General features: G+C 74.8%; 23 protein-coding genes. 17 read left to right on the forward strand and 6 right to left on the reverse strand.

All coding sequences use genetic code 11. From position 1 onward, the window contains the following. The first annotated feature begins 97 nt into the window (after positions 1 to 97). The 3 genes from FKD65_RS05755 to FKD65_RS05765 are packed head-to-tail and all read left to right on the forward strand — an operon-like array spanning position 98 to position 2,555. Positions 98 to 1,003, forward strand: a complete 906-nt coding sequence (locus FKD65_RS05755; RefSeq protein ID WP_141576490.1) for an ABC transporter ATP-binding protein — start codon at positions 98 to 100, stop codon at positions 1,001 to 1,003. Next, positions 1,000 to 1,776 carry an ABC transporter permease gene (locus FKD65_RS44050; protein ID WP_168220956.1) on the forward strand — a complete coding sequence of 259 codons (777 nt, stop codon included), beginning with the start codon at positions 1,000 to 1,002 and terminating at the stop codon, positions 1,774 to 1,776. Before FKD65_RS05755 ends, FKD65_RS44050 begins: the two co-directional genes overlap by 4 nt. Continuing rightward, positions 1,773 to 2,555 (forward strand): ABC transporter permease, encoded by a 783-nt coding sequence (locus FKD65_RS05765; RefSeq protein ID WP_141576491.1) that lies wholly within the window; start codon positions 1,773 to 1,775, stop codon positions 2,553 to 2,555. Before FKD65_RS44050 ends, FKD65_RS05765 begins: the two co-directional genes overlap by 4 nt. Before the next feature lie 64 nt (positions 2,556 to 2,619). Here FKD65_RS05765 and FKD65_RS05770 read toward each other — a convergent pair whose 3' ends face one another. Continuing rightward, positions 2,620 to 2,928 carry a hypothetical protein gene (locus FKD65_RS05770; RefSeq protein WP_141576492.1) on the reverse strand — a complete coding sequence of 103 codons (309 nt, stop codon included), beginning with the start codon at positions 2,926 to 2,928 and terminating at the stop codon, positions 2,620 to 2,622. Between the two features lie 588 nt (positions 2,929 to 3,516). Between FKD65_RS05770 and FKD65_RS05775 the strand changes: the two genes are divergently transcribed. Next, the gene (locus tag FKD65_RS05775; protein WP_141586425.1) at positions 3,517 to 4,383 is read left to right on the forward strand and encodes a helix-turn-helix transcriptional regulator; all 867 of its coding nucleotides are present in this window, start codon (positions 3,517 to 3,519) and stop codon (positions 4,381 to 4,383) included. A gap of 9 nt (positions 4,384 to 4,392) precedes the next feature. Here FKD65_RS05775 and paaI read toward each other — a convergent pair whose 3' ends face one another. Beyond that, on the reverse strand, positions 4,393 to 4,791 hold the full coding sequence (gene paaI / locus FKD65_RS05780) for a hydroxyphenylacetyl-CoA thioesterase PaaI (protein ID WP_141586428.1): 399 nt from the start codon (positions 4,789 to 4,791) through the stop codon (positions 4,393 to 4,395). Between the two features lie 131 nt (positions 4,792 to 4,922). On the opposite strand from paaI, the gene FKD65_RS05785 reads away from it, so the two are divergent. The 8 genes from FKD65_RS05785 to FKD65_RS05820 all read left to right on the forward strand — a co-directional run bounded on the left by FKD65_RS05785 (position 4,923) and on the right by FKD65_RS05820 (position 13,044). Further along, the gene (locus tag FKD65_RS05785; protein ID WP_141576493.1) at positions 4,923 to 5,324 is read left to right on the forward strand and encodes a nitroreductase family deazaflavin-dependent oxidoreductase; all 402 of its coding nucleotides are present in this window, start codon (positions 4,923 to 4,925) and stop codon (positions 5,322 to 5,324) included. 129 nt (positions 5,325 to 5,453) lie between these two features. After that, on the forward strand, positions 5,454 to 6,623 hold the full coding sequence (locus FKD65_RS05790) for a phosphotransferase enzyme family protein (RefSeq protein WP_141576494.1): 1,170 nt from the start codon (positions 5,454 to 5,456) through the stop codon (positions 6,621 to 6,623). Between the two features lie 145 nt (positions 6,624 to 6,768). Beyond that, the gene (locus FKD65_RS05795; protein WP_141576495.1) at positions 6,769 to 7,635 is read left to right on the forward strand and encodes an NAD(P)-dependent oxidoreductase; all 867 of its coding nucleotides are present in this window, start codon (positions 6,769 to 6,771) and stop codon (positions 7,633 to 7,635) included. A gap of 52 nt (positions 7,636 to 7,687) precedes the next feature. Further along, the gene (locus FKD65_RS05800) at positions 7,688 to 8,077 is read left to right on the forward strand and encodes a VOC family protein (protein WP_141576496.1); all 390 of its coding nucleotides are present in this window, start codon (positions 7,688 to 7,690) and stop codon (positions 8,075 to 8,077) included. A 150-nt stretch (positions 8,078 to 8,227) separates the two neighbouring features. Continuing rightward, a complete protein-coding gene (locus FKD65_RS05805) occupies positions 8,228 to 9,112 on the forward strand; it encodes a hypothetical protein (protein WP_141576497.1) in 885 nt (294 codons plus the stop codon). After that, a complete protein-coding gene (locus FKD65_RS05810) occupies positions 9,109 to 10,203 on the forward strand; it encodes a hypothetical protein (RefSeq protein ID WP_141576498.1) in 1,095 nt (364 codons plus the stop codon). The genes FKD65_RS05805 and FKD65_RS05810 overlap by 4 nt, the downstream gene beginning before the upstream one ends. A gap of 7 nt (positions 10,204 to 10,210) precedes the next feature. Beyond that, the gene (locus FKD65_RS05815) at positions 10,211 to 11,683 is read left to right on the forward strand and encodes a hypothetical protein (RefSeq protein ID WP_141576499.1); all 1,473 of its coding nucleotides are present in this window, start codon (positions 10,211 to 10,213) and stop codon (positions 11,681 to 11,683) included. Next, positions 11,680 to 13,044 carry an AAA family ATPase gene (locus FKD65_RS05820; protein ID WP_240809982.1) on the forward strand — a complete coding sequence of 455 codons (1,365 nt, stop codon included), beginning with the start codon at positions 11,680 to 11,682 and terminating at the stop codon, positions 13,042 to 13,044. The genes FKD65_RS05815 and FKD65_RS05820 overlap by 4 nt, the downstream gene beginning before the upstream one ends. A 32-nt stretch (positions 13,045 to 13,076) precedes the next feature. On the opposite strand, the gene FKD65_RS05825 is transcribed toward FKD65_RS05820, so the two are convergent. Then, positions 13,077 to 13,865 (reverse strand): ABC transporter ATP-binding protein, encoded by a 789-nt coding sequence (locus FKD65_RS05825; protein WP_141576500.1) that lies wholly within the window; start codon positions 13,863 to 13,865, stop codon positions 13,077 to 13,079. A 224-nt stretch (positions 13,866 to 14,089) separates the two neighbouring features. Between FKD65_RS05825 and FKD65_RS05830 the strand changes: the two genes are divergently transcribed. The 3 genes from FKD65_RS05830 to FKD65_RS05840 all read left to right on the forward strand — a co-directional run bounded on the left by FKD65_RS05830 (position 14,090) and on the right by FKD65_RS05840 (position 15,750). Then, positions 14,090 to 14,605 carry a hypothetical protein gene (locus FKD65_RS05830; RefSeq protein WP_141576501.1) on the forward strand — a complete coding sequence of 172 codons (516 nt, stop codon included), beginning with the start codon at positions 14,090 to 14,092 and terminating at the stop codon, positions 14,603 to 14,605. A 100-nt stretch (positions 14,606 to 14,705) separates the two neighbouring features. Beyond that, entirely contained in the window at positions 14,706 to 15,395 is a 690-nt protein-coding gene (locus FKD65_RS05835) for a hypothetical protein (RefSeq protein ID WP_141576502.1), read from the forward strand. 133 nt (positions 15,396 to 15,528) lie between these two features. After that, the gene (locus FKD65_RS05840; protein WP_141576503.1) at positions 15,529 to 15,750 is read left to right on the forward strand and encodes a hypothetical protein; all 222 of its coding nucleotides are present in this window, start codon (positions 15,529 to 15,531) and stop codon (positions 15,748 to 15,750) included. Positions 15,751 to 15,782: 32 nt separating this feature from the next. Here FKD65_RS05840 and FKD65_RS05845 read toward each other — a convergent pair whose 3' ends face one another. Both FKD65_RS05845 and pip read right to left on the reverse strand, forming a co-directional pair. After that, a complete protein-coding gene (locus FKD65_RS05845) occupies positions 15,783 to 17,369 on the reverse strand; it encodes a chromosome segregation ATPase (protein WP_240809983.1) in 1,587 nt (528 codons plus the stop codon). A gap of 27 nt (positions 17,370 to 17,396) precedes the next feature. Then, positions 17,397 to 18,404, reverse strand: a complete 1,008-nt coding sequence (gene pip, locus FKD65_RS05850; protein WP_141576504.1) for a prolyl aminopeptidase — start codon at positions 18,402 to 18,404, stop codon at positions 17,397 to 17,399. 74 nt (positions 18,405 to 18,478) lie between these two features. Here pip and FKD65_RS05855 point away from each other — a divergent pair, with 74 nt between their 5' ends. Beyond that, a complete protein-coding gene (locus FKD65_RS05855) occupies positions 18,479 to 18,703 on the forward strand; it encodes a hypothetical protein (protein WP_141576505.1) in 225 nt (74 codons plus the stop codon). Here the strand turns inward: FKD65_RS05855 and hrpA are convergent. Further along, positions 18,700 to 22,632 (reverse strand): ATP-dependent RNA helicase HrpA, encoded by a 3,933-nt coding sequence (hrpA, locus tag FKD65_RS05860; RefSeq protein ID WP_141576506.1) that lies wholly within the window; start codon positions 22,630 to 22,632, stop codon positions 18,700 to 18,702. The two genes, FKD65_RS05855 and hrpA, sit on opposite strands and share 4 nt — an antisense overlap. A gap of 217 nt (positions 22,633 to 22,849) precedes the next feature. Here hrpA and FKD65_RS05865 point away from each other — a divergent pair, with 217 nt between their 5' ends. Beyond that, positions 22,850 to 24,277, forward strand: a complete 1,428-nt coding sequence (locus tag FKD65_RS05865) for a serine/threonine-protein kinase (RefSeq protein ID WP_141576507.1) — start codon at positions 22,850 to 22,852, stop codon at positions 24,275 to 24,277. Positions 24,278 to 24,279 lie beyond the last annotated feature (2 nt).

The raw sequence follows: 24,279 nt of genomic DNA on the forward strand, positions 1-24,279 counted from the left end.
TCGGAGGCGGCGGGACGGTCTCGGAGCACGGTCGCACGCGCGGTGCCCGCCCGCGTTCCGATGTGCCCGGGGACGGTCGCGTACGACCCTCGACGGCATGATCGAGGTACGCGAGCTGACCAAGCGCTACGGCGCCACGACCGCGGTGGAGCGCCTGTCCTTCACCGTGAGGCCGGGAACGGTGACGGGCTTCCTCGGCCCGAACGGCGCCGGCAAGTCGACGACGATGCGCGTCGTGCTGGGCCTGGACCGGCCGACGTCCGGGGAGGCGCTGGTCAACGGCCGCCCGTACACGGCGCTGCGGCGGCCGATGCGCGAGGTGGGCGCGCTGCTGGACGCCGGGGCGGTGCAGGGCGGGCGCCGGGCGTTCGACCATCTCGGCTGGCTGGCGCGCAGCAACGGGATCGGGATGGGGCGGGTGGTGGAGGTCCTGGAGCAGGTGGGCCTCGCGGGGGTCGCGCGCAAGCGGGTCGCCGGGTTCTCGCTCGGCATGCGGCAGCGGCTCGGGATCGCCGCGGCGCTGCTCGGCGATCCGGGGGTGCTGATGTTCGACGAGCCGGTGAACGGGCTGGACCCCGACGGCGTCCGCTGGATCCGCGAGCTGATGCGGGCGCTGGCGGCCGAGGGCCGGACGGTGCTGATCTCCAGCCATCTGATGAGCGAGATGGAGCTGACGGCCGACCGCCTGGTCATCATCGGGCGGGGCCGGCTGATCGCGGACACCTCGGTACGGGAGCTGGCGGACCGCTTCCACCGCGGGGTCCTGGTCCGCTCGCCGCGCCCGGCCGAGCTGACCGCCGTCCTCGCCGCGGCGGGGGGCCTCGTCGAGTCCGCGCCGGGCGGGGCCCTGACGGTCACCGGGCTGGACGTGGCCGCCATCGGTGACACGGCCGCCGCGAACGGCATCCCGCTGCACGAGGTGACGCCGCACAGCGCCACTCTGGAGGAGGCCTACATGGAGCTGACCGCGGCCGGAACCGAGTTCAGGGCGGTGGCACCGTGATCGACGCGCTCGCCGCCGAGTGGTACAAGCTCCGGACCGTCCGCTCGACCCTCGCCCTTCTCGCGACGGTCGCGGTGTTCATGCTGCTCTGCCTCCTGTGGTCCTGGTACGTGGCCCGCTACTGGGACGGCCTGTCGGCCGCGAGGAGGGCGACGGCGGAGGCGGCTCCGGCGGAGCAGCCCCTGGCCGTGGCGCTGCCGGTGTGCGCGGTGGTGCTGGGAGCGCTCACGATCACCTCGGAGTACGCGCACGGCATGCACCGGACGACGCTGGCCGCGCTGCCGAACCGGCCGGCGCTGTTCGCGGCCAAGGCGGGCGTGGCCGCGGCGGCGGCGCTCGCGGCGGCGCTCGCGGCGCTGGCCGCCGGGTCCGCGGCGGGGGACGCGATCGTGGGCGAGCGTCCCGTCGCCACGTTCCAGGGGCCCGCGGCGGACGTAGCGGTCCACCTGCTGTGGCTCGGCCTGACGACGGCGGCGCTCACGCTGATCGCGTGCGGGCTGGGGGCCGTCCTGCGCTCCACGGCCGGGACGATCACGGCGGGCATGGCCGTGCTGTTCGTGGCGCCCGGCCTGGCGCAGCTGCTGCCGGCGCCGTGGGACGAGCGGATCTGGTCGGCGCTGCCGGGCAGTCTGTCCAACCAGATCGCGGGCGCGCCGGGATCGTCGACGGCACACGGCGTGCTGTCGCCGCCCGTCGCGATCGCGCTGCTGGTGACGTACACGGCGGCCGCGGTGGGAGCGGGCGCCCTGGCGTTCACGCGGAGGGACGCGTGATCACAGGCGCGGTCGCCGCCGAGTGGCGCAAGCTGTGGTCGGTGCGCTCGACCTACCGGGTCCTGGCGGTGACGGTGGCGTTCACCGGGTTCACCATCCTGCTGGCGCTCCAGATGGCGCACGTCTGGGACGGCCTGCCCGCCGAGCGCCGCGACGAGATGCGACTGCGCCCGTTGCAGGAGATCAGCACGTGGGTGGCGTCGCTGTGCCTGGCGGTGCTGGGCGCGCTGTCGGTCACGTCCGAGTACCGGACGGGCATGATCCGCGCGAGTCTCACCGCTGTCCCGAGGCGCCGCGCCCTGCTGCTGGCCAAGGCGGTGGTGGTCGGGGCGGTCGCCCTGGCCGCCGGGGAGGCCGCGGCGGCCGGTTCGTTCCTCGGCACCCGCCTCGCCGTCGGCGACCGGCCGTTCCCCGACCAGCACGCCTCCCTCGTCCACGACCTGCCGGGCCTCCTCGTCGAGGGGACGGCGGTCCCGGTGTTCGCGCTGCTCGGCCTGTCGCTCGGCGTGCTGCTGCGGTCGACCGCCGGGACGCTCGTGTCGGTGGTGTTCCTGTGGCACGTCCTGCCGCTGCTCGCCTTCCACCTGCCGCGGCCGTGGAGCGAGCGCGTCGGCTCGGTCATGCCCGGCGGCCTGCCGGCCCAGATGGCGGGGTTCGGCGCGGACAACTCCATCTACGGCGACCTGCTGTCCCCGGGTGCGGCGACCGCCGTGCTGCTCGCGTACGCGCTCGTGCCGCTCGGCCTCGCCGCCCTCGTCCTCGGCGGGCGAGACGCCTGAGGTCCCCGAAAGCCACCGACGGCGGCGTCCCCGGTGGGGCGCCGCCGTTCGTCTTCGGGCAGGTTCAGCCGGCCTGCAGCGAGGTCGCCCGGACCGCCAGCCGCTCGCGGAGCATGTCGACGGCCTCGTCGATGCGGGGCGCGGCGGCCTGGGCGCGCACGCGCCGGCCGTCGAACTCGACGACGGCCTGGGCCAGGGCGGGGCGCGGCAGCGACCGGTCGGCCACCACGCTCAGCGTCACCTGGACGGCCGTGACGCCGCGGGCGCCGGCCAGTGCGTCGCGGACGGCCCGCTCGGCCGCCGCGCGCTCGTGCGCGGAGACGTCGCCCGAGGTCAGGAACCGGATCTCCGGCCGCTCACGGGTAGCGTTCATGTGTCCTCCCATACGCGCGGGGTGTGGTCGCCTGTCTGCACGGGCGGCGGCCGCGGCCGCCGTCCTGAAGATTGAACGCCGCGGGAGCCCGGGATCGCGCCCGCGCGGAACGAGAGCTTCATCACTCGGCGCGCCGGCCGCGCGGCACGTACCGCGGGGAATGCCAGGCCAATAAGTGGTCAGGGACATTCACGAGGCATGCGACGGCCTGCGAAATGGCCTGTCAGGATTGGCCGCCCGCAAAGCGTGAGAGCGCCCGGCAATTCCCGCGCCATCGCCGGGGCGGGCTCGCGAAAAAATGACCGCCCGGCCAACTCCGCGGGGCGGCGGGACGACGTTCCGCAGCCGCATCGCCACCGACAGCACTGGTCACGGGCCCTGGCAGCGGGTTATCCCACGTCAGCGCCGGTCTGGCACCCCCGGGGCGCGGGGCGGTATTCCGCCTTCCCAAAAACGCTCGCGCATCCTCTAACATAGGGCGGTGCCGTTCCGCCCCACGAGCAGACCCGTCGACTGGCTGGTGACCCCTTGCCCCAGGATTCAGCTGCGCCAACACCTCCGTCCGAAGGTGATGATCCGGCCGGACGGCTGATCGATTATCCGCGCCGCGGCGGGCCGACCGTCCTGCGCATTCTCCTCGGCGCGCAACTGCGGCGGCTGCGCGAGGCGCACGGCATCTCCACCGAGCAGGCGGGCTACGAGATCCGCGGCTCGCACTCCAAGATCAGCCGAATGGAACTGGGCCGGGTCGGTTTCAAGGAGCGCGACGTCGCCGACCTGCTCACCCTCTACGGCGTGTCCGACCCCGCCGAGCGCGCCCCGCTGCTGGCGCTCGCCAAGGAGGCCAACACCCCCGGCTGGTGGCACCGGTACGGCGACATCCTGCCCAGCTGGTTCGAGGTCTACCTCGGGCTGGAAGAGGCCGCCTCCCTGCTGCGCACCTACGAACTCCAGTTCGTTCCCGGGCTCCTGCAGACCGAGGACTACGCCCGCGCCGTCGTCCGGCTCGGGTACTCCGACGCGAGCGACGAGGAGGTCGAGCGCCGCGTCCAGATCCGCACCACCCGGCAGGAGCGGTTCACCTCTCCCGAGGCGCCGACGCTGTGGGCCGTGCTGGACGAGGCGGTCGTGCGCCGCCCGCTCGGCGGCCGCCAGGTGATGCGCGACCAGATCCGGCATCTGATCGAGGTGTCGGAGCTGCCCAACGTCACGCTGCAGATCGTGCCGTTCGGCGCGGGCGGGCACGCCGCCGCGGGCGGCCCGTTCACCATCCTGCGCTTCGCCGAGCCGGGCCTGTCCGACGTCGTCTACCTGGAGCAGCTCACCAGCGCGCTGTACCTGGACAAGCCGACCGACGTCGACACGTACATGCGTGCGATGAACAACCTCTGCATCACCGCGGAGCGCCCCGACGAGACGGCGCGCTACCTCACCCGGGTGCTGAACGAGCTGTGACCCGCGCCGTCAGGGCGCGCCGCCGTCCAGGACGCGCTGGTCCCGGCTGCGGCTCCCGCCGCGGAACTCCGCGATGACCTCGCCGCCGGGCACGCGGCGGACCGTCACGTCGTAGATCCCGCTCCGCCCGTACCGGGTGCGTTCGACCGCCGTCGCCTCCAGGACGTCGCCGCCGCGCGCGCTCGCGACGAACACCACGTCCGCGGACGCGGCGACCGTCACGGAGTCATGGGTGTTGCACGCGTAGGCGAAGGCCGAGTCCGCGAGCAGGAACAGGTAGCCGCCGTGGGCGATCCCGTGGCCGTTCACCATGGTGTCGGCCACGGTCATCCGCAGCCGCGCCCGTCCCGGCGCGATCTCGGTGATCCGCATGCCGAGGTCCTGCGCCACCTTGTCCTTGGCGTACATCGTCTCGGCGCACCGCCGCGCCACCTCCGCCGCATCATCCACCACGCCAGGGTAGTGATCCCGGGAAGGGCCGCCCTCGCCCGCGGGTTACAGGAGGGCGCCCTGATGGCGATGCGAGTGAGGAGAACACCATGCTTTACGGCAAGGAGCACGTCGAGCGGTACCAGGCGACCGACGGTGAGGAGGGGCACGACTGGCAGGGCACCGTCACCCTCCTTCTCACCACGACCGGGCGGCGCAGCGGCAAGGAGCGCACCACCCCGCTCATCTACCAGCCGGAGGGCGACGCCTACCTCGTCGTGGCCTCCAAGGGCGGGGCGGACGAGCCGCCCGCCTGGTACCGCAACCTCCAGGAGAACCCCGAGGTGAAGGTGCAGGTGAAGGGCGACAAGTTCACCGCGCGGGCCCGTACGGCGACTCCGGAGGAGAAGCCTCCGCTCTGGCGCAAGATGGCCGCCACCTGGCCGGACTACGACGAGTACCAGAAGAAGACGAGCCGCGACATCCCGGTCGTCGTCCTCGAACGCGTCTGAGGCGCCGGTCCGCGCGGTTCACTTTCGCGCCGCCGCCGGGACGTGTAGCGTCGGCGTAGAACATCCATTCGACCGCCGTCCGTCCGACGCAGCCGAGGTGCCCAGGTGCCGACGTCCGATAGCGCTGACATGCGAGAAGGCGCTGAAACGACAGCCGGGGCCGACGCCGGGGGCCGGGCCGACGCCGAAGAGCGGGCGGCCACCGGGAGGCGGACGGGCGCGAGGAACCGGCCCGAGACCGGGAAGCGGGCGGGCGGCGGCGATGAGCCGCTCCCGCCGCGCCTGCTCAGGCGCTGGGAGATCGCGGCGCCGGACGCGACCACGCCGCTGACCGCCGGGAACGGCGGCCGGAGCTGGCGCGTCGACACCGCGGGCGGGGCGTTCTTCCTCAGGGAGCACGCCGCCCCCGACCGGCGCCGCGTGCTGTTCCAGCACGGTGTCACGGCCGCGCTCGACTCGGCCGGCCTCCCGGTGCTCGCGCCCGTGCCCGCGCGCGGCGGGCGCACGCTGGTCACCGCCGCCGGCCGCGGGTACGTCCTGTACCCGTGGGTCGGCGGCCGCGGCCGCGGCGGGCTGGAACTGACCTTCGCCCAGTGCGAGGCGCTCGGCGAACTGCTGGGCCGGCTGCACGCCGCGCTCGACCGGCTCACGCCTCCCGTCCAGCAGAGCATGCTCGTGCCGACGCCGCGGGCCGCCGACGCCGCCACCGCCGTCGAGGAGATGCTGCGCGACGTGCCGGACGGCGAGGACGGCACCGACTTCGACGCGCTCACCGCGCGCCGCCTGCGCGAGCGCCGCGGCCTGCTCGCCGAGTTCGCCGGGCACCAGCCGCCCGACATCGAGGTGAGCACGGTCGGGCACCTGCACGGCTCCTTCCACGGCGAGCACCTGCGCTACGGCGGCTCGGGCAACGTCACCGCCGTGCTCGGGTGGGACGGCCTCACCACGGGCCCGGTCGCCGGGGAGGTCGTGCGCTCGGCGGCCCGGCTGTTCGCCTGCGAGGACGAGCGCAACCTCGACCTCGACCGCGTCGAGGCGTTCGTGCGCGGGCACCGCTCCGCCTTCCCCCTGGACGCCGGGCAGATCCAGTCGGCCGTGCACCGCGAATGGTGGGAGCGGCTCTGCGACGTCGCCCCGCTGCGGCACCGCTACCTCGGTGAGGACGGCGCGGGCGAGCGCGGCGCCGCCACGCTCGTGGGCTGGTGGTCGGCCAACCTCGACCGCACCCTCGACGCGTTCGCCGTGCCCTACACCGCCCAGTACGCGGGCACCCCCGGCGACAGCCCCGCCTACGGCTGAGCGGTCGGCCCGCCCCCGATCGGACGGCGCGGCGAGGCATCCCCGGCCCTCGGCGGGTAGGGACCCAGCGAATGCGCATGGGACCGCGATGTGCGAATCTTGGGTCCGTCCATTTCTGTATCGAACAGTCCAAAAGGAGCCGCAGATGACTCAGGTCGCAGTGCTCGGCACCGGGATCATGGGGGCCGCGATGGCCCGCAACCTGCTCAGGAACGGGCACGGGGTCGCCGCCTGGAACCGCACCGCCGCCCGCGCGGAGCCGCTGGCCACCGACGGCGCGGCCGTCGCGGACTCCCCCGCCGAGGCCGTCCGGGACGCCGACGTCGTCCTCACCATGCTGAACGACGCGGACGCGGCCCTCGCGGTGATGGACGACGCCGCGCCCGCGCTGCGCGCCGGGCAGGTGTGGGCGCAGGCGGGCACGGTCGGCGTCGGGGACGTGCCGCGGCTGGCCGCGTTCGCCGCCGGCCACGGGCTGACGTTCGTGGACTCCCCCGTCCAGGGCACCAAGCAGCCTGCCGAGCAGGGCAAGCTCGTCGTCCTCGCCGCGGGGCCGCAGGACGCGCGCGAAGTCCTGGGCCCGGTCTTCGACGCGGTCGGGAGCAGGACGGTGTGGCTGGACGAGGACGGCGCGAGCGGCGCGGGCACCCGGCTCAAGCTGGCCGCCGTGAGCTACGCCATCTCGCTGACCTCGGTCGTCGCCGAATCGGTGGCGCTCACGAAGGGCCTCGGGGTCGATCCGGCCATGCTCGGCGAGGTCCTCACCGGCGGCCCGCTCGACAGCCCCTACCTCCAGGTCAAGATGAAGGCGATGCTCGAGGGGGACTTCGAGCCGAGCTTCGCCGTCCGCAACGCCGAGAAGAACACCCGGCTCATCCACGACTCCGCCGAGGCGGCGGGCATCCGCGTCGACGTGAACGACGCGGTGGGCGAGCGGTTCCGGCGCGTCATCGAGCAGGGCCACGGCGACGAGGACATGGCCGCCACCTACCGCGCCAGCTTCGCGGACTGAGACCGGGCGCGCCGGTGCGCGCGGCGGGCGGCGGCGGACCAGGATGGGGCGCATGGACGTACTCAGCAGCCGCATCCTGCTCCGCCCGGCCGACCCGGCGCGCGCCCGGCGCTTCTACCGCGACGTGCTGGGCCTCGCCGTGTACCGGGAGTTCGGCCCGGCCGACTCCCCCGGCACAGTGTTCTTCCTCGGCCCGGGCTTCCTTGAGGTGTCGGGGCACGGCGCGGGCGAGACTGGCTCGTCGCCGATGCTCTGGCTCCAGGTCAGGGACGTCCGGGCCGAGCACGAGCGGCTCGCGGCCGCCGGCGCGCGCGTCACGCGGGAGCCGCGGGAGGAGCCCTGGGGGCTGGTCGAGACGTGGATCGAGGATCCCGACGGCGTCAAGATCGTTATCGTGGAGGTCCCGGAGGGCCACCCCCTCCGCCGCGACCCGCGGTCCTGAACCCTGCGGTGAGGGCGACGCGCGACGCGTGCCGCCGGCACCTGCCGTGGCGCTGCCCCTTCGAGCGGCGCGGGCCGCGGTGAGCGCGTCCGGATCCCATGAAACTGGAAAACACTGGAAGTGTCGGGAAGCACCTGTACTGTCTGCCGCATGCCCCGGTCCCCCGGCGTCCCGACCCCCGACGAGCTGGAGACGCGCATCGCCGAGCTGCGCGCCGCCGTGCGGCGGGCCATGGCCGCCGGCGACCGGCCGGGCGCCCGCGAGCTGCGCGCCGAACTGCGCAGCACCGAGAGCGCGTGGGACGACGCGGTCCTCGGGGACGCCGCCGGACCCGGCGCACGCCCCACGGGCCCTACCGACCGCCCCGCCGGCCGCACCCGTGCCCGCGGCGGCGATGACGGCGGCCCGCGCGGCCTCCTGCCCGTCCGGGAGCAGGTGCACCAGGCGCTCACCCTGCTCGGCGCGCCCGCCGCGCCGAAGCTGATCGGGTCGGTGTACGCCGCGTTCTTCCCCGGCGAGATCCCGGGGAGCCGCCTGACGAGCCTGCGCCGCGACGAGGAGCGCTCCTTCCGCACCGCGCCGTACGCGCGCCCGTACTACCTGTGCGCCGCGCTCACCGCCGACCTGCTCGCGCCCGCGCGCGGGCTCCTCACCGTCAGCACGTGGCCGCTGGAGCAGCGGATCGTCGGGCCGCTCAGCCCGCGCACCGACTTCCTCACCAGCGCGCTGCGCCTCGCCGAGCACGCCGGGCGCTCGGCGCCGGCGCCGAGCGTGCAGCGGCTGCTGTGGCGTTTCGCGTCCAACATTCCCGGTGCGGTCACCGGTACGGTCGGTACAGTCGATCCGGCCGTGCTCGCCGAGGCCGCCCGGGCCGAACTGGACGTGCACCGCGACCCGGACCGGCGGCGCCGCGAGGCGGCCGCGGCACGCGCCCGGGAGCGGCTCGACGACGCCGAACGGCTGTTCGGCACCCGGCTGCGGGCCCTGCGGGCTCCCGGCCGGCGCCCCGCCATCAACGGAGAGACGGACCGATGACCGACACCGCGCCGGACCTCGACCGGCTGCGCGGCGACACGCCGCCGCGCAACCACGACGCCCGCACGATCGCCGCGCTCACCTCCAACCCGGGCTGCGCCCGCCGCGGGGTGATGGACGCGGCGGGCGTCGACAAGGACGCGGTGGCGCGGGCGCTCGGGTTCCCCGCGCCGTTCGGCCAGTCGCAGTTCGCGATCACGCGCGGGAACGCGTTCGAGGCGCAGGTGAAGGCCGACGGCTGCGCGGAGCTGCTGACGCTGCTGCGCGAGGGGCTCGGCCTCGCCGTCCCCGAGGTCGCCTACGACGACCTGGAGGTGGTCGCGGGCAACGAGGGCCGGGAGCTGCGGCACTCGCGCACGCGGCGGCTGGTCGCCCGCGCGCTGGAGACCGGCGAGGGGACGCTGTTCGACCACCCGCTGCTGCGGCTGGAGATCGCCGGCCGGCCCGCCTACCTGGAGCCCGACGTCATCGCCTTCCAGCTCGACGGCCGGATGCACGTCATCGAGATCAAGTCGTTCGCCGTCGTGGACGGGCAGGCCGAGCCGGAGCAGGTCGCGGCGGCGGCCCGCCAGTCGGCGGTGTACGTGCTGGCGCTGCGGCGGCTGGCCGCCGAGCTCGGGCACGACCCGGCGCGCGTGTCGCACGAGGTGTTCCTCGTCTGCCCGGAGAACTTCTCGAACCGCCCCACCGCGACGCCGCTGGACGTCCGGCCCCAGCTCGCCGTCCTGGAGCGGCAGCTCGCCCGCCTCACCCGCGTCGACGACATCCTCGCGGAACTGCCGGACGACCTGACGTTCGAGCCCGGCGAGGCGCTGGCCGAGTCGGTGCGGGCGGTCGAGGCGCGGTACGCGCCCGAGTGCATGGCGGGCTGCGAGATGGCGCTGTTCTGCCGGGACGAGGCGCGGGCGTGCGGCGCGACGGGCGCGCTCGGCCGGTCGGTCCGCGACGACCTCGGCGGCCTCGACACGATCGGCACCGCGCTGGCGCTGGCGGACGGGTCGCTGCACCCCTCCGACGACCTGGCCGAGACGGCCGAGCAGCTGCGCGCCGCGGCGCGGCTGCGCGACGAGGCGCTGCACGGGGCCGCGTGATCCGCCCATGAGTGCGCTGTCCTCGCTCGCGCGGTTGCAGGCGGCGGCCGCCGGGGTCGCGCAGCCGCTGGCGACCGTGCGGCACTGCCACGTCTCCGACGCCCCGCTCGTGCTCGTCCCGCTGAAGCTCGCCGGGGAGGCGGCGGCGCCGCTGGCCGTGATGGTCGGCAGCGCGCCGGACGACCCGGCGCTGCTCGCGGTCCCGCAGCCGCGCAACCGCGATCTGCGGTTCGCGTTCGCGGCGAGCCTCGCCAAGCTCGTCCTGAACCACATCGAGACGAGCCGGGGCGCGGTCGAGGAGCTGCCGCCCGGCAAGGACGGCGACGAGCGCATCCGGTACGGGGACGCGCCGCAGCTGCTCGTGCCGAACCGGGGCGGTGTCGCCTTCCTGCGGCTGATGGGCCGCTCGACGCGGTTCCGCAGCACCGAGGGCCCGTACGCGGTGGACCCGGCGGTCCCGGTGCTCGGCCGGTGGCTGACGTGGTTCGCCGACCGCAACGACCATCCGGGGTCGTCCCTGCTGGGGGCGGTGACAGAGCTGCTGCGGCTGCACTGGGCGACCGGGCAGAGCTCGCTGGAGGACGGCAACCTCGCCGCGCTGATGGGCTGGATCGATCCACCGGACGGGCTGGACGGCCCGGCCGCGGCGGCCCGCGCCGAGGACCCCGTCCTCCACCCGCCCGCGGGCCCGACGACCGACCCGACGTTCGACAACGAGGTCCTCGCGCCCGCGATCGCCGCCTACGACCGGTCGGGCGGCGCCCCGCGCGCCGAGGAGCGGCTGCGCGACGCGCTCGCCTCCCAGCTCACCCCCACCTGGGAGCTGATGTGGCGGGCCGTCGGCCTGCTGCGCGCGCTGCCTGAGGGGGCGAGCGTCCCCCGCCGCTGGGAGCGCGACCGGGACGCCTTCACCTATTACCACCAGACGTTCGGCGAGGCGTATCCTCAGGCGCGCCGCGACCCGCCCGTCCGGGCGGCGCGGCGGCTGCACGACCTCGAACGCGCGCAGGACGCCTACGACGCGCAGCGGGCGTTCGACGATCCCCTGGTGATGGCGGAGCACCGGCTGGCCGGCCAGGCGTTCGGCGGCGTCGTCACCGAGTGCGACCCCGCCCGGCTGGACGAGACGGGCAAGCGCCCGAAGCTGCGTCCGCTGCTGCGGGTCGGCACGCGCGACCCGGTCCGGCTCGACGCCGGCACGACCGTGTGCAGCGCGGCCCGGCCGGCGCTCAAGGGGAGGATCGTCGACGTGGAGGACGGCGGCGTGCTGCTGGAGCTGACCGGCGGGATGGGCCGCAAGCTCACCCCGGAGGCGGGCGTCGTCCCCGGGGTCGGCGACCGGGTGTGCTTCACCTCGCTCACCGAGGGCTCGTTCGGCGCGGCGAAGTTCCCCGACCGGGAGGACACGCCGTGGACGCACGGCGGGCCGCCCGGCGAGTACGTACCGACAGACGAGGACGCCGAAGAGGAATGGTCGTGACCGGACAAGCGAACCGCCACCTGATGCCGGTGGCGGCGCAGGCGCCCGACCTGACCCCCGCCGACCCCGGTGAGGCGGCGGCCCGGGTCGTCGACGGCGTCCTGGCCGACCTCGGCGGCGGGCACCGCGGCGTGGTGGTCGACTCCCCGCCGGGCGCGGGCAAGTCGACGCTGGTGGTCCGCGCCGCCGCGCACCTGGCCGAGGCCGGCGAGCGGCTGATGATCGTGGCGCAGACCAACGAGCAGGTCGACGACCTCATCGACCGGATCGCCGCGAAGCACCCCGGCATCACGCTGGGGCGGCTGTCGGCGTCGGGGTACGTGCCGTCCGAGCGGGTCATGGCGCACCCGTCGGTGCGGGTCGCGCAGAAGGCCGACGACCTCTCCGAGCACACCGTCGTCATCGCGACGGGCGCCAAGTGGGCGACGCTCTCGGACGGGTCCTGGCCGTGGGCGATCGTCGACGAGGCGTACCAGATGCGCTCGGACCTCCTGCTGCGCATCGCCGGGCGGTTCGAGCGGGCGCTGTTCGTCGGCGACCCCGGCCAGCTCGACCCGTTCTCCAGCGTCGAGGTCGAGCGCTGGGCGGGCCTGACCTGGGACCCGATGCGCAGCGCCGTGTCGGTGCTGCTCGCGCACAACCCCGAGCTCCCCGTCCACCGGCTGCCGGTGTCGTGGCGCCTGCCCGCGTCGGCGGCGCCGGTGGTGTCGGAGGCGTTCTACCCCTTCACCGGGTTCCGCGCCGGGACGGGCCCGGGCGACCGGCGGCTGGAGTTCGCCGCGCGCGGCATGGGCACCACCTACGACCACGCGCTCGAGGAGGCCGCGGCCACCGGCTGGGCCCTCTACGAGCTGCCCGCCCGGCACACGCTGCGCACCGACGCCGAGGCGGTCCGGGCGACGGCGGCGCTCGCCGTCCGGCTGCTCCAGCGCGGCCCCGTCGCCCACTCCGAGCAGGGGTCGAACCCGGTCGACGCCGCGCGCGTGGCGATCGGCGCGGCGCACCGCGACCAGGTCACCGCGATCCGCGCCGCGCTCGGTCCGCACGGCGAGGGCATCACCGTCGACACCGCCAACCGGCTCCAGGGTCGCGAGTACGACGTGACCGTCGTGCTGCACCCGCTGTCGGGGCGCCGCGACGCCACCGCGTTCCACCTGGAGTCGGGGCGGCTGTGCGTGCTGGCGTCGCGGCACCGGCACGCGTGCGTCGTGGTGGCGCGCGCAGGGATCCCCGAGCTGCTGGACGCGCACCCGTCCGCCGAGCCGGTGCACCTCGGGGTGCCGGTCAAGTTCCCGGACGGCTGGGAGGCGAACCAGTCGGTCCTCGCCCACCTGGCCGGGCACCGCGTCGCCGGCGGCTGACCCGGACCCCGCCGGCGCGCCTTGCGGGCCGGTCAGGCCCGCCCGGCGGTCGCGGCCCAGCGCCCCTGGTTCCGCGTGATGGTGATCGGGTGGTCGAAGCACGCGCTGACCGGACCGGTCGCGAGCACCTCGTCTGCGGGACCGGAGGCGAGCACCCGCCCCTCGCGCAGCAGCAGCGCGTGGCTGGTGCTGGCGGGCAGCTCCTCCAGGTGGTGCGTGACGAGCACGCTGGTCAGGTCGGGGCGCCCGGCGCGCAGCTGGTCGATGGCGGCGAGCAGCCGCTCGCGGGCGGCGACGTCCAGTCCGGTGGCGGGCTCGTCGAGGAGCAGCAGCGGCGGGTCGGGCATCAGCGCCCGCGCGATCAGCGTGCGCCCCCGCTCGCCCTGCGACAGGTTCGGCCAGCGCGCGTCCGCGCGGCGCGCGAGGCCCATCAGCCCGATCAGCTCGCCGGCCCGGCGCAGGTCGTCCTCGGACGGCGTCCAGCGCGGGACGAGCTCGATGGTCCCCGTCACCCCGGTCAGGACGACCTCCCGCACCGTCCGCGCGGACTCCAGAGGGTGGCGCGGGTTGACCTGCCCGATCAGCCTGCGCAGCCGCTGGACGTCCACGCGGCCGAGCCGGTGCCCCAGGATCTCCACGGAGCCGCGCGTCGGGTGCGTGTAGGCGCCGAGGATGCCGAGCAGCGTGCTCTTCCCGGCGCCGTTCGGGCCGATCAGCGCCCAGTGCTCGCCGCGCAGCACCGTCAGCGTCACCCGGTCGAGCAGCGTCCGCCGCTCGCGGACCAGATCGACCTTGTCGGCGTTCAGCACGACCTCGGACACGGGGACCTCCCACTCGGGAACGCGGCCGCTCGGAACGCGGCTGCTCGGCAACGCTGGAAGAGGGCACGCGGAGGGGTGCGCGGCGCGCGGGACGCGGAAGGCCGGGGTCGCCGGGGTGGCGCGTCGGTGATCGAACTCAAGCTACCCGACCGCCGCGGCCTGGTTCGAGTGAGGCGTCCGGCCGGATACTGTGAGAGCCGGTGCCTCAGCGATCGGGGAGGGACATGGAGGACCTCGGCTTCATGTGCGCCCGCTGCGGCGGCGAGGTGCACGACGTGACCCACAACCGCGAGGGCTCGCTCGACGGCGTCGGCTACCGCCACAACCGGCGGGTGGAGCCGTGGGACCACGAGCTCGAGCTCGCGGTGGGCGAGCCCGCACCGCCGCACCAGGGATGCGACTTCTGCGGAGCCCCCGGGCCGAGCTGGCTCTACTACCCCACCCTCGACCCCGACGACACCGACATGTTCGAGGTCGAGCTCGACACCACGCACCTGTCCGACGACGACACCGCCGTGGCCGTCCTCAACATGCTCTATCCCTGGTACGCGTGCGACACGTGCTCCGTGCTGGTCGCCGACCGCAGCGTCGAGCTCCTCATCACCCGCGCCCTCGACCACACCCCCGTCCCCGCGGACGGCCCCGTCGACGAGGAGACCGTCCGGGCCCGGCTGCGCGGCTCCCTCTCGATCTTCTTCACCACCCGGCCCGGCCGCCCCCAGCCCTCCCGGGCGGTGTAGCGACGCCGCGCCCGGCTACCCCTGGGGGGTGGAATGTCGGCGGGGCTCACTATGATCGGTCCGTTTTCGGTGTGGTGTACGTGAGCACGGGGGATGTCAAGTGATCATCGAGAGGCGGTTCCACGGGCCGGAGGGGTCCGGGAACGGCGGATACGTGGCGGGGCGCCTGGCCGGGCGGGTGCCGATCGACACGGTGACCGTGACGCTGCGGCGGCCGCCGCCGCTGGAGACCGACCTGACCGTCACGGTCGACGGCGAGCGCGGGCACAGCGCCCGGCTGTGGGACGGCGACCGGCTGGTAGCCGAGGCGCTCGCGGGGGCGATCGTGGTGCCGCCCGTCGCGCCCGTGCTGTTCGAGGAGGCGCTGGAGGCGGCCGAGAAGTTCCGGGCGGTGGAGAACCACCCGTTCCCCGGCTGCTTCGTGTGCGGGCCCGATCGCGAGCCCGGCGACGGGCTGCGGCTCGAACCGGGGGCCGTCGCCGAGGGCGCCGTCGCGGCGCCGTGGGTGCCCGAGCGGGTGCCCGAGCGGGAGCTGGTGTGGGCCGCGCTCGACTGCCCGGGCGGCTGGTCGTTCGACGTGGCGGGCCGCCCCGCGGTCCTCGGCACCATGACCGCGCAGGTCATGGACGTTCCGGAGGCCGGCGAGCGGTGCGTGGTGACGGGGCTCGCCCGCAGCCGCGAGGGCCGCAAGATGCACGCGGCGACGGCGCTGTACGGGGCCGACGGGCGGCTGCTGGGCCGCGCCGAGCAGATCTGGATCGAGGTCGACCCCGAGACGTTCGGACGCTGACCGCCCGGCCGACGATCCGGCGGCGCGGCAGGCCCGGTCCTGCCTGTTTCGCCGGAACGTGTCGCCCGACACTGTCACCCAGGCCCGATCCGCTGTTCAATCTGAGCTTCCGCGGAAAACGGGAGGCGGATCGATGCGGGGAGACGGGTTACTGATTCTGGGGCTGGCGGCGCTGGCCGTCTACACGGGGCTCTACTGGGAGAGCGCCCGCCGCGCGGCGGCGGACATGGCGCTCGGCCACCGGAGGGTCCTCGCGCCGCGGCGCACGGCGGCGGCGGAGCGCGCCCAGGCCCTGATGTCGGCCGGGGTGGCGGCGCTGGCCCTGGCGCTGGCCCTGGTGGCCGGGTTCGGCTGAGCCCGGACGGCGCGGCCGTCCGGGCCGGGCCGTCAGGGGCCGGTGAACAGGGGGTCCTCACGGTCCGCGCCGTTGACCGGGCGGCCCTGGTCCGGCAGCGCACCGCCCGGGACGGGGTGGCCGCCGGCGGCCGGGCCCGGCACCCCGTACGGGCTGGAGGGCGGGTTCGCACCAGGGGGCGGGGTCACGCCGGGGAGGGGGTTCACGCCGGGGGGCGGGTTCGGCACGGGTGCCCCGAGGGGGACCGGCGCGCCCGTCTGGACGGGGGGCCCGCCCGGGACGCGGCCGCCGGCGGGCGGCGGGCCCGGCGGCATTCCGGGTACCGGCCCGGTACCGGGACCGCCGGAGGGCGGAGCGCCGGGCGGGGGCGCCGGGTGGCCGCCCCCCGACATCCGGCCGCCGGGCGGGAAGTTGGACGACAGCGTGTTGTGGGTGAGCTGGTCGATCTGCCGGCGGGCGCGGTCGGCCTCGGCGCGGGCGGCGTCGCGCTCCTCGGCGAGGGCGGTGAGCGCGGCCTGCTGCTCGGCGACCGACTGCGCGAGCTGCCGCAGCTGCACCGCCTGATCGTTGATCTTGGTGTTCAGCTCGTCCCGCTCGGCGGCCGCGGCCTTGGCCTGCGCCAGCGCGGCGTCGCGCTCCTTGGCCGCCTCCTCGGCGCGGGCACTGGCGCGCACGGCCTCCGCCTCGGCCTCGGACTGGGTGCGCAGGGCGGCGGTGCGCTCGGCCTCGGCCTTGCTGGCGGCCTGCATGGCGCGCTGCCGCTGGGCCTCGGTGTCGCGCATGGCGTTGCGCAGGTCCTCGGCGCCCTGCTTGGCGACCGCGGCCTCCACGCGCTGCGTCTCGGCGGCGCTCTCGCTCTCGGCGAGCTTGGCGTGCAGCCCGACGAGCTCGGCCCGCGCCGCCTCCAGTGCGGAGAGCAGTTCGCTCTCGCGGGCCGCGACCCGGTCGCGCTCGCTCTCGGCGGCGAGCTTGGCCGTCATCGACTGCTGCGCGATCTGGTGGGCCTCCTCCCACGCCTGCTGCGCGGCGTCGCGCTTGGCGGTGGCGAGCTTGGCCTCCTCGCGGGCGCGCCCGGCGACGGTCTCGGCCGTCTCGGCCCGCTTGCGGGCCGAGGTGGCCTCCTGCCACGCCTCCTCGGCCTTGCGCTGGGAGGCGTCACGCTCGCTCTGCGCGATGGCGAGCTCGCGGGCGGCCTCGGCACGCACCTCGGCGACGCGCCGCTCCACCCCGGCGACGCTCAGCTCGGAGGTCAGCGAGTCGGCGAGCGCGTCAGCGGTCTTCTCCAGCCGCTCGACGATCTCCCATGCCGACGCGACCTGCCCGGTGAGTCCCGGCGCGTCCCGCCCGCGGTCGCGGCGCTCGCGCGCCTCGCGGGCGCACGCGCCGTCGTTGTCCTGGCAGTAGCGGACGGTGCGGACCGTGCCCACCGGCTGCGGGACGGGGCGCCCGCAGTTGGCGCACGGCCAGACCGTGACCGGTTCGCCCATGCGCGCGACCGCCGTCTCGGCGGGCGCCCCAGGCGCCGTGCCCCCGTACCCCGAGCCCTCGGAGACCGCGCCCTGGGGAGCCGCGGCCGTCCCCTCGGGGCCGCTATTGTCGCGCTCTTCGCTGTAAGGCATGGAATGAACGATACGCACCCCCGCGCGTCACTGCAGTGACTTGGGTGGTACATGTGGGGCCGCCCACCCCGAGGGAAAGTGAGCGGCGAAGTCGTCGGTGGCCCGGATGAGGAGATCGCGCGTGCCGGGCTCGCTGCCGCCGTGCCCGGCGTCCTCGACGATGTGGAACCTCGCCTCCGGCCAGGCGAGGTGGAGGTCCCACGCCTGCTCGGGCGGCGTCTTCACGTCGTAGCGCCCGTTCACGATCACCGCGGGGACGTGGCGGATGCGGTCCACCCCTGCGAGCAGGCCTCCTGCCGGCAGGAAGCCCCCGTTCGCGATGTAGTGGTGCATGATGCGGGCGAAGGCCACCAGGACCCCGTCCTCCAGTTCCGGCGGCGGGACGGGCAGGAGCGTGTTGGCCGCCAGCTCCCAGGCGCCCCACGCGCGCGCCGCCGGGACGTGGACGGCCGGGTCCGGGTCGCCGACACGGCGGCCGTAGGCCGCGAGCAGGTCGTCCCGCTCGGCGGGCGGGACCGCGTCCCGGAACGCCGCCCACTCGGCGGGGAAGAGGCGCGCCGCTCCGGTGGGGGCCAGCCCCCACTCCTCGTCCGACGGCCGGACGAGCCAGATGCCGCGCAGCACCATCGCCCCGACCCGCTCGGGGTGCGCCTGCGCGTACGCGAGCGCGAGGGTGCTCCCCCAGCTGCCGCCGAACACCAGCCACCGCTCGATCCCCAGGTGTTCGCGCAGCCGCTCGATGTCGGCCACCAGGTGCGGCGTCGTGTTGTGCTCCAGCGACACCGCGGGGTCGCCGGCGAAGGGCAGGCTCCGTCCGCAGTTGCGCTGGTCGAACAGCACGATCCGGTAGAGGGACGGGTCGAAGAACTGCCGCAGGAGCGGCAGCAGCCCTCCCCCTGGCCCGCCATGGAGGACCACCGCGGGCAGCCCGTCCGGATTGCCGCAGGTCTCCCAGTGGATACGGTTGCCGTCGCCGACGTCCAGCAGCCCCGAAGCGTAGGGCTCGATCGGCGGATAGAACTCGCGCGGCGCCATGCCCCAGTATGACCCGGATGTGATCATGCTCTGACCGACGGCCCTCCTCCCGGTAGAGCCGCTAACCTCCCGGCATGACGCACCCGACGTGCACGCAGTGCGAGAGCGACGAACTCGAACTGGGCTTCATCGAGGACGCGGGCGACAACTCCCGCGGCTACGCCCGCTGGATCCTCGGGCCGATCGAGCGGGGCCTCTTCGGCGGGGCCAAGCGGATGGGAAGGCCCCGATGGCAGATCGACGCGCTGCGCTGCCGCCGGTGCGGGCACCTGGAGCTGTTCGCCCGCACCCCCGTCTAGAGCTGGGCCATCGCCTTGCGGATGCGCTTGTCGGAGACGGGGAAGCGGGTGCCGAGCTGCTGGGCGAAGAGGCTGACCCGCAGCTCCTCCAGCATCCAGCGGATCTGCCGGGCCGGCTCCTCCTCGCGGCGGGACGGGTGGAGCCTGCGCAGCGCCTGCTCGTACTCCTGCGCCAGGACGTCGACCTGGTGCGCGAGCATCCGGTCGCGTCCGGGGTTCTCGGGGAGCTTGTCGAGCCTGACCTGCAGGGCGCGCAGGTAGCGCGGCAGGTCGGGCAGCCGGGCCCAGCCGGTCGCGGTGACGAACCCCGGACGGATCAGCGTGCCGAGGTGGCCGCGGACGTCGGTGAGCGCCGGGACGAGGGTGAGGCTCGCCGTGCCGCGCAGCCGCCGGTCGAGTTCGTGCGCCTCGGCGAGGATCCGCTCCACCAGGGCGACGATCTGCGCCGTCGCGTCGTGCAGGTCGGCGCGGACCCGGTCGTACAGGGCGCGGAAGCCGTCCTCGTCCCACGCGGGCCCGCCCGCCTCGGCGATGAGCCGGTCGGCCGCGGCGGTGACGCAGTCGTCGAAGAGCGCCGCGACGGAGCCGTGCGGGTTGTGGCTGAGCGCGAGCTTGCCCTTGTTGGTCAGCCGGCCCTGGATGAGCTTCACTGGTGACGGGGCGTTGAGCAGGATCAGCCGCCGCGTGCCGAGCCACATCGCGCGGCGCTGCTCGGCCTCCGTCTCGTACATGCGGACGGCCACGGAGGAGCCCTCGTCGGTGAGCGCCGGATAGGCCTTGACGTCGTAGCCGGCCTGGTTGCGCTCGTAGGTGCGGGGCAGCTCGCCGATCGTCCACTCGGTGAGGCCGGACCGCTCGATCGTGGACGCCGCCTTCGACAGCGTCCCGCGCACCTTCCCGGCGAGGCGGCGTTTCAGCTCGTCGAGGTCGGTGCCCTCGCCGAGCGTCCGGCCCCCGCCGTCCACGACCCGGAACGTGATGCGCAGGTGGGCGGGCAGCCGGGACGGGTCCCACGCCTCTCGCGCGACGGGCACGCTCGTCAGCGCGGTCAGCTCGCGCTCCAGGGCGTCCAGCAGCGGCTCGGTGCGCGGCGCGACCCGGTCGAGGACCTTGCGGGCGTAGTCGGGCGCCGGGACGAAGTTGACCCGCAGCTGCTTGGGGAGCGACCGGATCAGCTCGGTCACCAGCTCGGTGCGCAGGCCCGGCACCTGCCACTCGAAGCCGTCCGGCCGCACCTGGTTGAGGACCTGGACGGGGACGTGCACGGTGACGCCGTCGGCGTCGGTGCCCGGCTCGAACTGGTAGGTGAGCCGCAGCCGCAGCGCGCCCTGCCGCCACGCGTCCGGGTAGTCGGCCTCGCTGACGCCGCCGGCCGACTCGTTGATGAGCATCGACTTCTCGAACCCGAGCAGGTCGGGATCGGCGCGCCGGGCCTTCTTCCACCAGGCGTCGAAGTGCCGCCCGGAGACGACGTCGTCGGGGATCCGCGCGTCGTAGAAGTCGAAGAGGGTCTCGTCGTCGACGAGGATGTCGCGGCGCCGGGCGCGGTGCTCCAGCTCCTCCACCTCCTCGAGCAGCGCGCGGTTGTCGTGGAAGAAGCGGTGGTGGGTCTCCCAGTCGCCCTCGACGAGGGCGTGCCGGATGAACAGCTCGCGCGACAGCGCCGGGTCGATGGCGCCGTAGTTGACGCGGCGGTCGGCGACGATCGGGACCCCGTAGAGGGTGACCTTCTCGCGCGCCATGACGGCCGCCTGCTTCTTCGACCAGTGCGGCTCGCTGTAGTTGCGCTTCACCAGGTGCTGGGCGAGCGGCTCGATCCACTCGGGCTCGATCCTGGCGTTGGTCCGCCCCCAGAGCCGGGACGTCTCGACCAGCTCGGCCGACATCACCCAGCGCGGCGGCTTCTTGAACAGCGACGACCCCGGGAACACCGCGAACCTCGCGCCCCGGGCGCCGAGGTACTCCTGGCCGCGGCGCTGCTTGTCCTTCTTCTCGGCGTCCATCAGGCCGATGTGGGAGAGCAGGCCCGCGAGCAGCGAGGTGTGGATGCGGTCGGGCGGCGCGTCGGCGGTGTTGAGCGTGACGCCGAGGGACCTGGCGACCTGCTTGAGCTGGCCGTGCAGGTCCTGCCACTCGCGGATGCGCAGGTAGTGCAGGAACTCGTTCTTGCACATGCGGCGGAACGCGCTGCCCGACAGCTCCTTCTGCTGCTCGCGCAGGTAGTTCCACAGGTTCAGGTAGGCGAGGAAGTCCGAGCCGGGGTCGGCGAACCGGCGGTGCCGCTCGTCGGCGGCCTGCTGGTGCTCGGCGGGGCGCTCGCGCGGGTCCTGGATGGACAGCGCCGCCGCGATGATCAGCACCTCGCGGACGCAGCCGTTGCGGTCGGCCTCCAGGATCATGCGCCCGAGCCGGGGGTCGACGGGCAGCTGGGCGAGCCTGCGGCCGAGCGGGGTGAGCCGCTTGCGCGGGTCCTTCTCGGCCGGGTCGACGGCGCCGAGTTCGTGCAGCAGGTCGACGCCCGCCTTGACGTTGCGGCGGTCCGGCGGCTCCACGAAGGGGAACGCGGCGATGTCGCCGAGGCCGAGCGCGGTCATCTGCAGGATGACCGACGCGAGGTTCGTCCGCAGGATCTCCGGTTCGGTGAACTCCGGGCGGGACTCGAAGTCCTCCTCGGAGTAGAGCCGGATGCACACGCCCTCGGAGACACGGCCGCAGCGGCCCTTGCGCTGGTTCGCCGACGCCTGCGAGACCGGCTCGATCGGGAGCCGCTGCACCTTCAGGCGGTGGCTGTAGCGGGAGATGCGCGCGGTGCCGGGGTCGACGACGTACTTGATGCCGGGGACGGTCAGCGACGTCTCGGCGACGTTGGTGGCGAGCACGACCCGCCGCCCGCGGTGCGGCTGGAAGACGCGGTGCTGATCGGCCGACGACAGCCGCGCGTACAGCGGCAGGACCTCGGTCGCCGCCTTGCGCCGGGTGAAGTGCTTGGTGAGCGCGTCGGCGGTGTCGCGGATCTCCCGCTCGCCGCTGAGGAACACGAGGACGTCGCCCGGGGCCTCGCGGCCGAGCTCGTCCACCGCGTCGACGATCGCCTGGATCTGGTCGCGGTCGGGATCGGCGGACGGGTCGTCCGGGTCGGTGACGGGGCGGTACCTGACCTCGACCGGGTAGGTGCGCCCGGACACCTCCACGATCGGGGCGTCGCCGAAGTGCGCGGAGAACCGCTCCGGGTCGATCGTCGCCGAGGTGATGATCACCTTGAGGTCGGGGCGGCGGGGCAGGATCTCCTTGACGTAGCCGAGGAGGAAGTCGATGTTCAGGCTGCGCTCGTGCGCCTCGTCGATGATGAGCGTGTCGTACTGGCGCAGCAGCCGGTCGGTCTGGATCTCGGCGAGCAGGATGCCGTCGGTCATCAGCTTCACGAGCGTGTCGTCGCTCGACCGGTCGGTGAAGCGGACCTTGTAGCCGACGGCGTCGCCGAGGTCGGTGCCGAGCTCCTCGGCGATGCGGTCGGCGACGGTCCGGGCGGCGAGCCGGCGCGGCTGGGTGTGGCCGATGGAGCCGAGCACGCCCCGGCCCAGCTCGAGGCAGATCTTGGGGATCTGGGTGGTCTTGCCGGAGCCGGTCTCGCCCGCGACGATCACGACCTGGTGGTCGCGGACCGCGGCGAGGATGTCGTCCTTCTTCTGCGACACCGGCAGCTGCGGCGGGTAGGTCACCGCGGGCACCGCGAGGCGCCGCCGCTCGACCCGCCGCTCGGCGGCCTCGACGTCGGCGGCGATCTCCTCGGCCGCCCCGGCCCGGCGCCCGGCGTCGCGCATCTTCTGGACGCCGTCGATCCTGCGGCGCAGCCGGTGCTGGTCGCGCAGCATCAACTGCGGCAGGCGCGCGCGCAGGCCGGCGAGCGGCGATTCCACACTCGTCCCCATAACCATCGACAAGGATAGGGTTCCAGGCCCTCCGGGCCCCGCTCACCCCACGACCTTCGCACCGTAGCCGGAACCCCGGCGCGGGGCGATCCATTATCCGGCGGTTACAACGCCGCGCGGATGAGGCGCATTCCACCCGCCCGGGGCACGCTCCGCACCTGATCCTTCACGTAAAGCCACTGCGCCGCGCCCCGCCCGTCATTCATGATTGGGAGACGTGGAGACCCCGACCGCCGCCGGCCGCTACCGGATCGACCGCCACCTGGGTTCGGGCGGATTCGCCTCGGTCTGGCTGGGGCACGACCCGGACCTCGACTCCCCGGTCGCGATCAAGATCCTGGCCGGCCACTGGGCGCTGCGCACCGACGTGCGGGACCGGTTCGTCCAGGAGGCGCGGCTCCTGCGGCGCGCCGACTCGCACCGGCTGGTGCAGGTCTTCGACATCGGGGAACTGCCCGACGGCCGGCCCTACTTCGTGATGACCTACGCCGACCGGGGCACCCTGGCCGAGCGGCTGGCCGGCGGGCCGCTCCCTCCGGCCGAGGCGCTGCGCACCGCGCAGGAGATCGTCCAGGGCGTGCAGGAGCTGCACGACCTCGGCATCGTGCACCGCGATCTGAAGCCGTCCAACGTCTTACTGCGCTCGGCGCCCGGCGGTGGCGAGCGCATCATGATCGCCGACCTCGGGATCGCGCGGACCGGGGAGCACCTGTCGAGGCTGACGCTTCCGGCGGGCTCGCCCGGCTACATGGCGCCCGAGCAGACGCAGGTGGACGGGGCGCCCGACCGCCGCGCGGACGTCTACGGCCTGGGCGCGCTGACCCAGCACCTGCTGACCGGGGAGCCGCCCGCCGCGCCGCCGAGCCCGCCCGCGAGGACGCGGGTCCCGGTCCCGTCCGGCGTGGACGCGGCGGTGCTCCGCGCGCTGGAGCCCGAGCGCGAGAAGCGCTGGGCGTCGGCGGCCGAGTTCGGGGAGGCGCTGGCGCGGGCCTCCGCAGGGACGCCGACCGGCGCCCTCCCGCCGCGGCGGCGCCCGCCGCGGCGGCGCCCGCCGGGGCGTCGCCCGCGCGGCCGCCGGGCGGTCGCGGGGGCCGGGGCGGCCGCGGCGCTGGCCGTGGCGGCCGCCGCGTTCTGGCTCCCCCACCGCGAGGACGACGGCCCGGTGCCGCGGGACCGGACCGCGCAGTGGCTGCGCGCGGGGTCCGACGTCCCCGCCCGCTACCGCGACCTGATCGTCCAGGCCGGGACGTGGTGCGACATGCGGGGGCTGAGCCCGGCGCTGATCGCGGCGATGCTGAAGGCCGAGAGCGGGTTCGACCCCCGGCTGGCCGACCCGGCGCACGACGAGTACGGCATCGCCCGGTGGACGCCGCGCGTCCTGGTGTTCTGGCAGCCCGGCGGGCTCGACAACCCCGAGCCGAAGCCCGCGCAGATCACGCCGGAGCTGTCGATCCCCGCGATGGGCCGGTTCCTGTGCTACTGGGGCAAGGACCTGAAGGACGTCCCGGGCGACCCGGCGCTCAACCTGGCCGCCGCCTACCGGAGTTCGGCGAAGACGGTCGTGAAGTCGGGCGGCGTCCCGGCGAGGTTCCGGCCCTACACCGACCGGGTCCGCCGGTACATGGACGACTACCGGCCCCGCTGAGA

Origin of the sequence: Actinomadura sp. WMMA1423 (assembly GCF_006547145.1) — a bacterium.
Classification (GTDB): domain Bacteria; phylum Actinomycetota; class Actinomycetes; order Streptosporangiales; family Streptosporangiaceae; genus Spirillospora.

What these genes read in the sequence shown, in the direction of transcription:
- FKD65_RS05755 (WP_141576490.1), top strand. Translation starts at nt 98, where the DNA reads ATGATCGAGGTACGCGAGCTGACCAAGCGCTACGGCGCCACGACCGCG.
- FKD65_RS05770 (WP_141576492.1), bottom strand. Translation starts at nt 2,928, where the DNA reads ATGAACGCTACCCGTGAGCGGCCGGAGATCCGGTTCCTGACCTCGGGC.
- paaI (WP_141586428.1), bottom strand. Translation starts at nt 4,791, where the DNA reads ATGTACGCCAAGGACAAGGTGGCGCAGGACCTCGGCATGCGGATCACC.
- FKD65_RS05785 (WP_141576493.1), top strand. Translation starts at nt 4,923, where the DNA reads ATGCTTTACGGCAAGGAGCACGTCGAGCGGTACCAGGCGACCGACGGT.
- FKD65_RS05790 (WP_141576494.1), top strand. Translation starts at nt 5,454, where the DNA reads ATGCGAGAAGGCGCTGAAACGACAGCCGGGGCCGACGCCGGGGGCCGG.
- FKD65_RS05795 (WP_141576495.1), top strand. Translation starts at nt 6,769, where the DNA reads ATGACTCAGGTCGCAGTGCTCGGCACCGGGATCATGGGGGCCGCGATG.
- FKD65_RS05800 (WP_141576496.1), top strand. Translation starts at nt 7,688, where the DNA reads ATGGACGTACTCAGCAGCCGCATCCTGCTCCGCCCGGCCGACCCGGCG.
- FKD65_RS05805 (WP_141576497.1), top strand. Translation starts at nt 8,228, where the DNA reads ATGCCCCGGTCCCCCGGCGTCCCGACCCCCGACGAGCTGGAGACGCGC.
- FKD65_RS05810 (WP_141576498.1), top strand. Translation starts at nt 9,109, where the DNA reads ATGACCGACACCGCGCCGGACCTCGACCGGCTGCGCGGCGACACGCCG.
- FKD65_RS05815 (WP_141576499.1), top strand. Translation starts at nt 10,211, where the DNA reads ATGAGTGCGCTGTCCTCGCTCGCGCGGTTGCAGGCGGCGGCCGCCGGG.
- FKD65_RS05830 (WP_141576501.1), top strand. Translation starts at nt 14,090, where the DNA reads ATGGAGGACCTCGGCTTCATGTGCGCCCGCTGCGGCGGCGAGGTGCAC.
- FKD65_RS05840 (WP_141576503.1), top strand. Translation starts at nt 15,529, where the DNA reads ATGCGGGGAGACGGGTTACTGATTCTGGGGCTGGCGGCGCTGGCCGTC.
- FKD65_RS05845 (WP_240809983.1), bottom strand. Translation starts at nt 17,369, where the DNA reads ATGCCTTACAGCGAAGAGCGCGACAATAGCGGCCCCGAGGGGACGGCC.
- pip (WP_141576504.1), bottom strand. Translation starts at nt 18,404, where the DNA reads ATGGCGCCGCGCGAGTTCTATCCGCCGATCGAGCCCTACGCTTCGGGG.
- FKD65_RS05855 (WP_141576505.1), top strand. Translation starts at nt 18,479, where the DNA reads ATGACGCACCCGACGTGCACGCAGTGCGAGAGCGACGAACTCGAACTG.
- hrpA (WP_141576506.1), bottom strand. Translation starts at nt 22,632, where the DNA reads ATGGGGACGAGTGTGGAATCGCCGCTCGCCGGCCTGCGCGCGCGCCTG.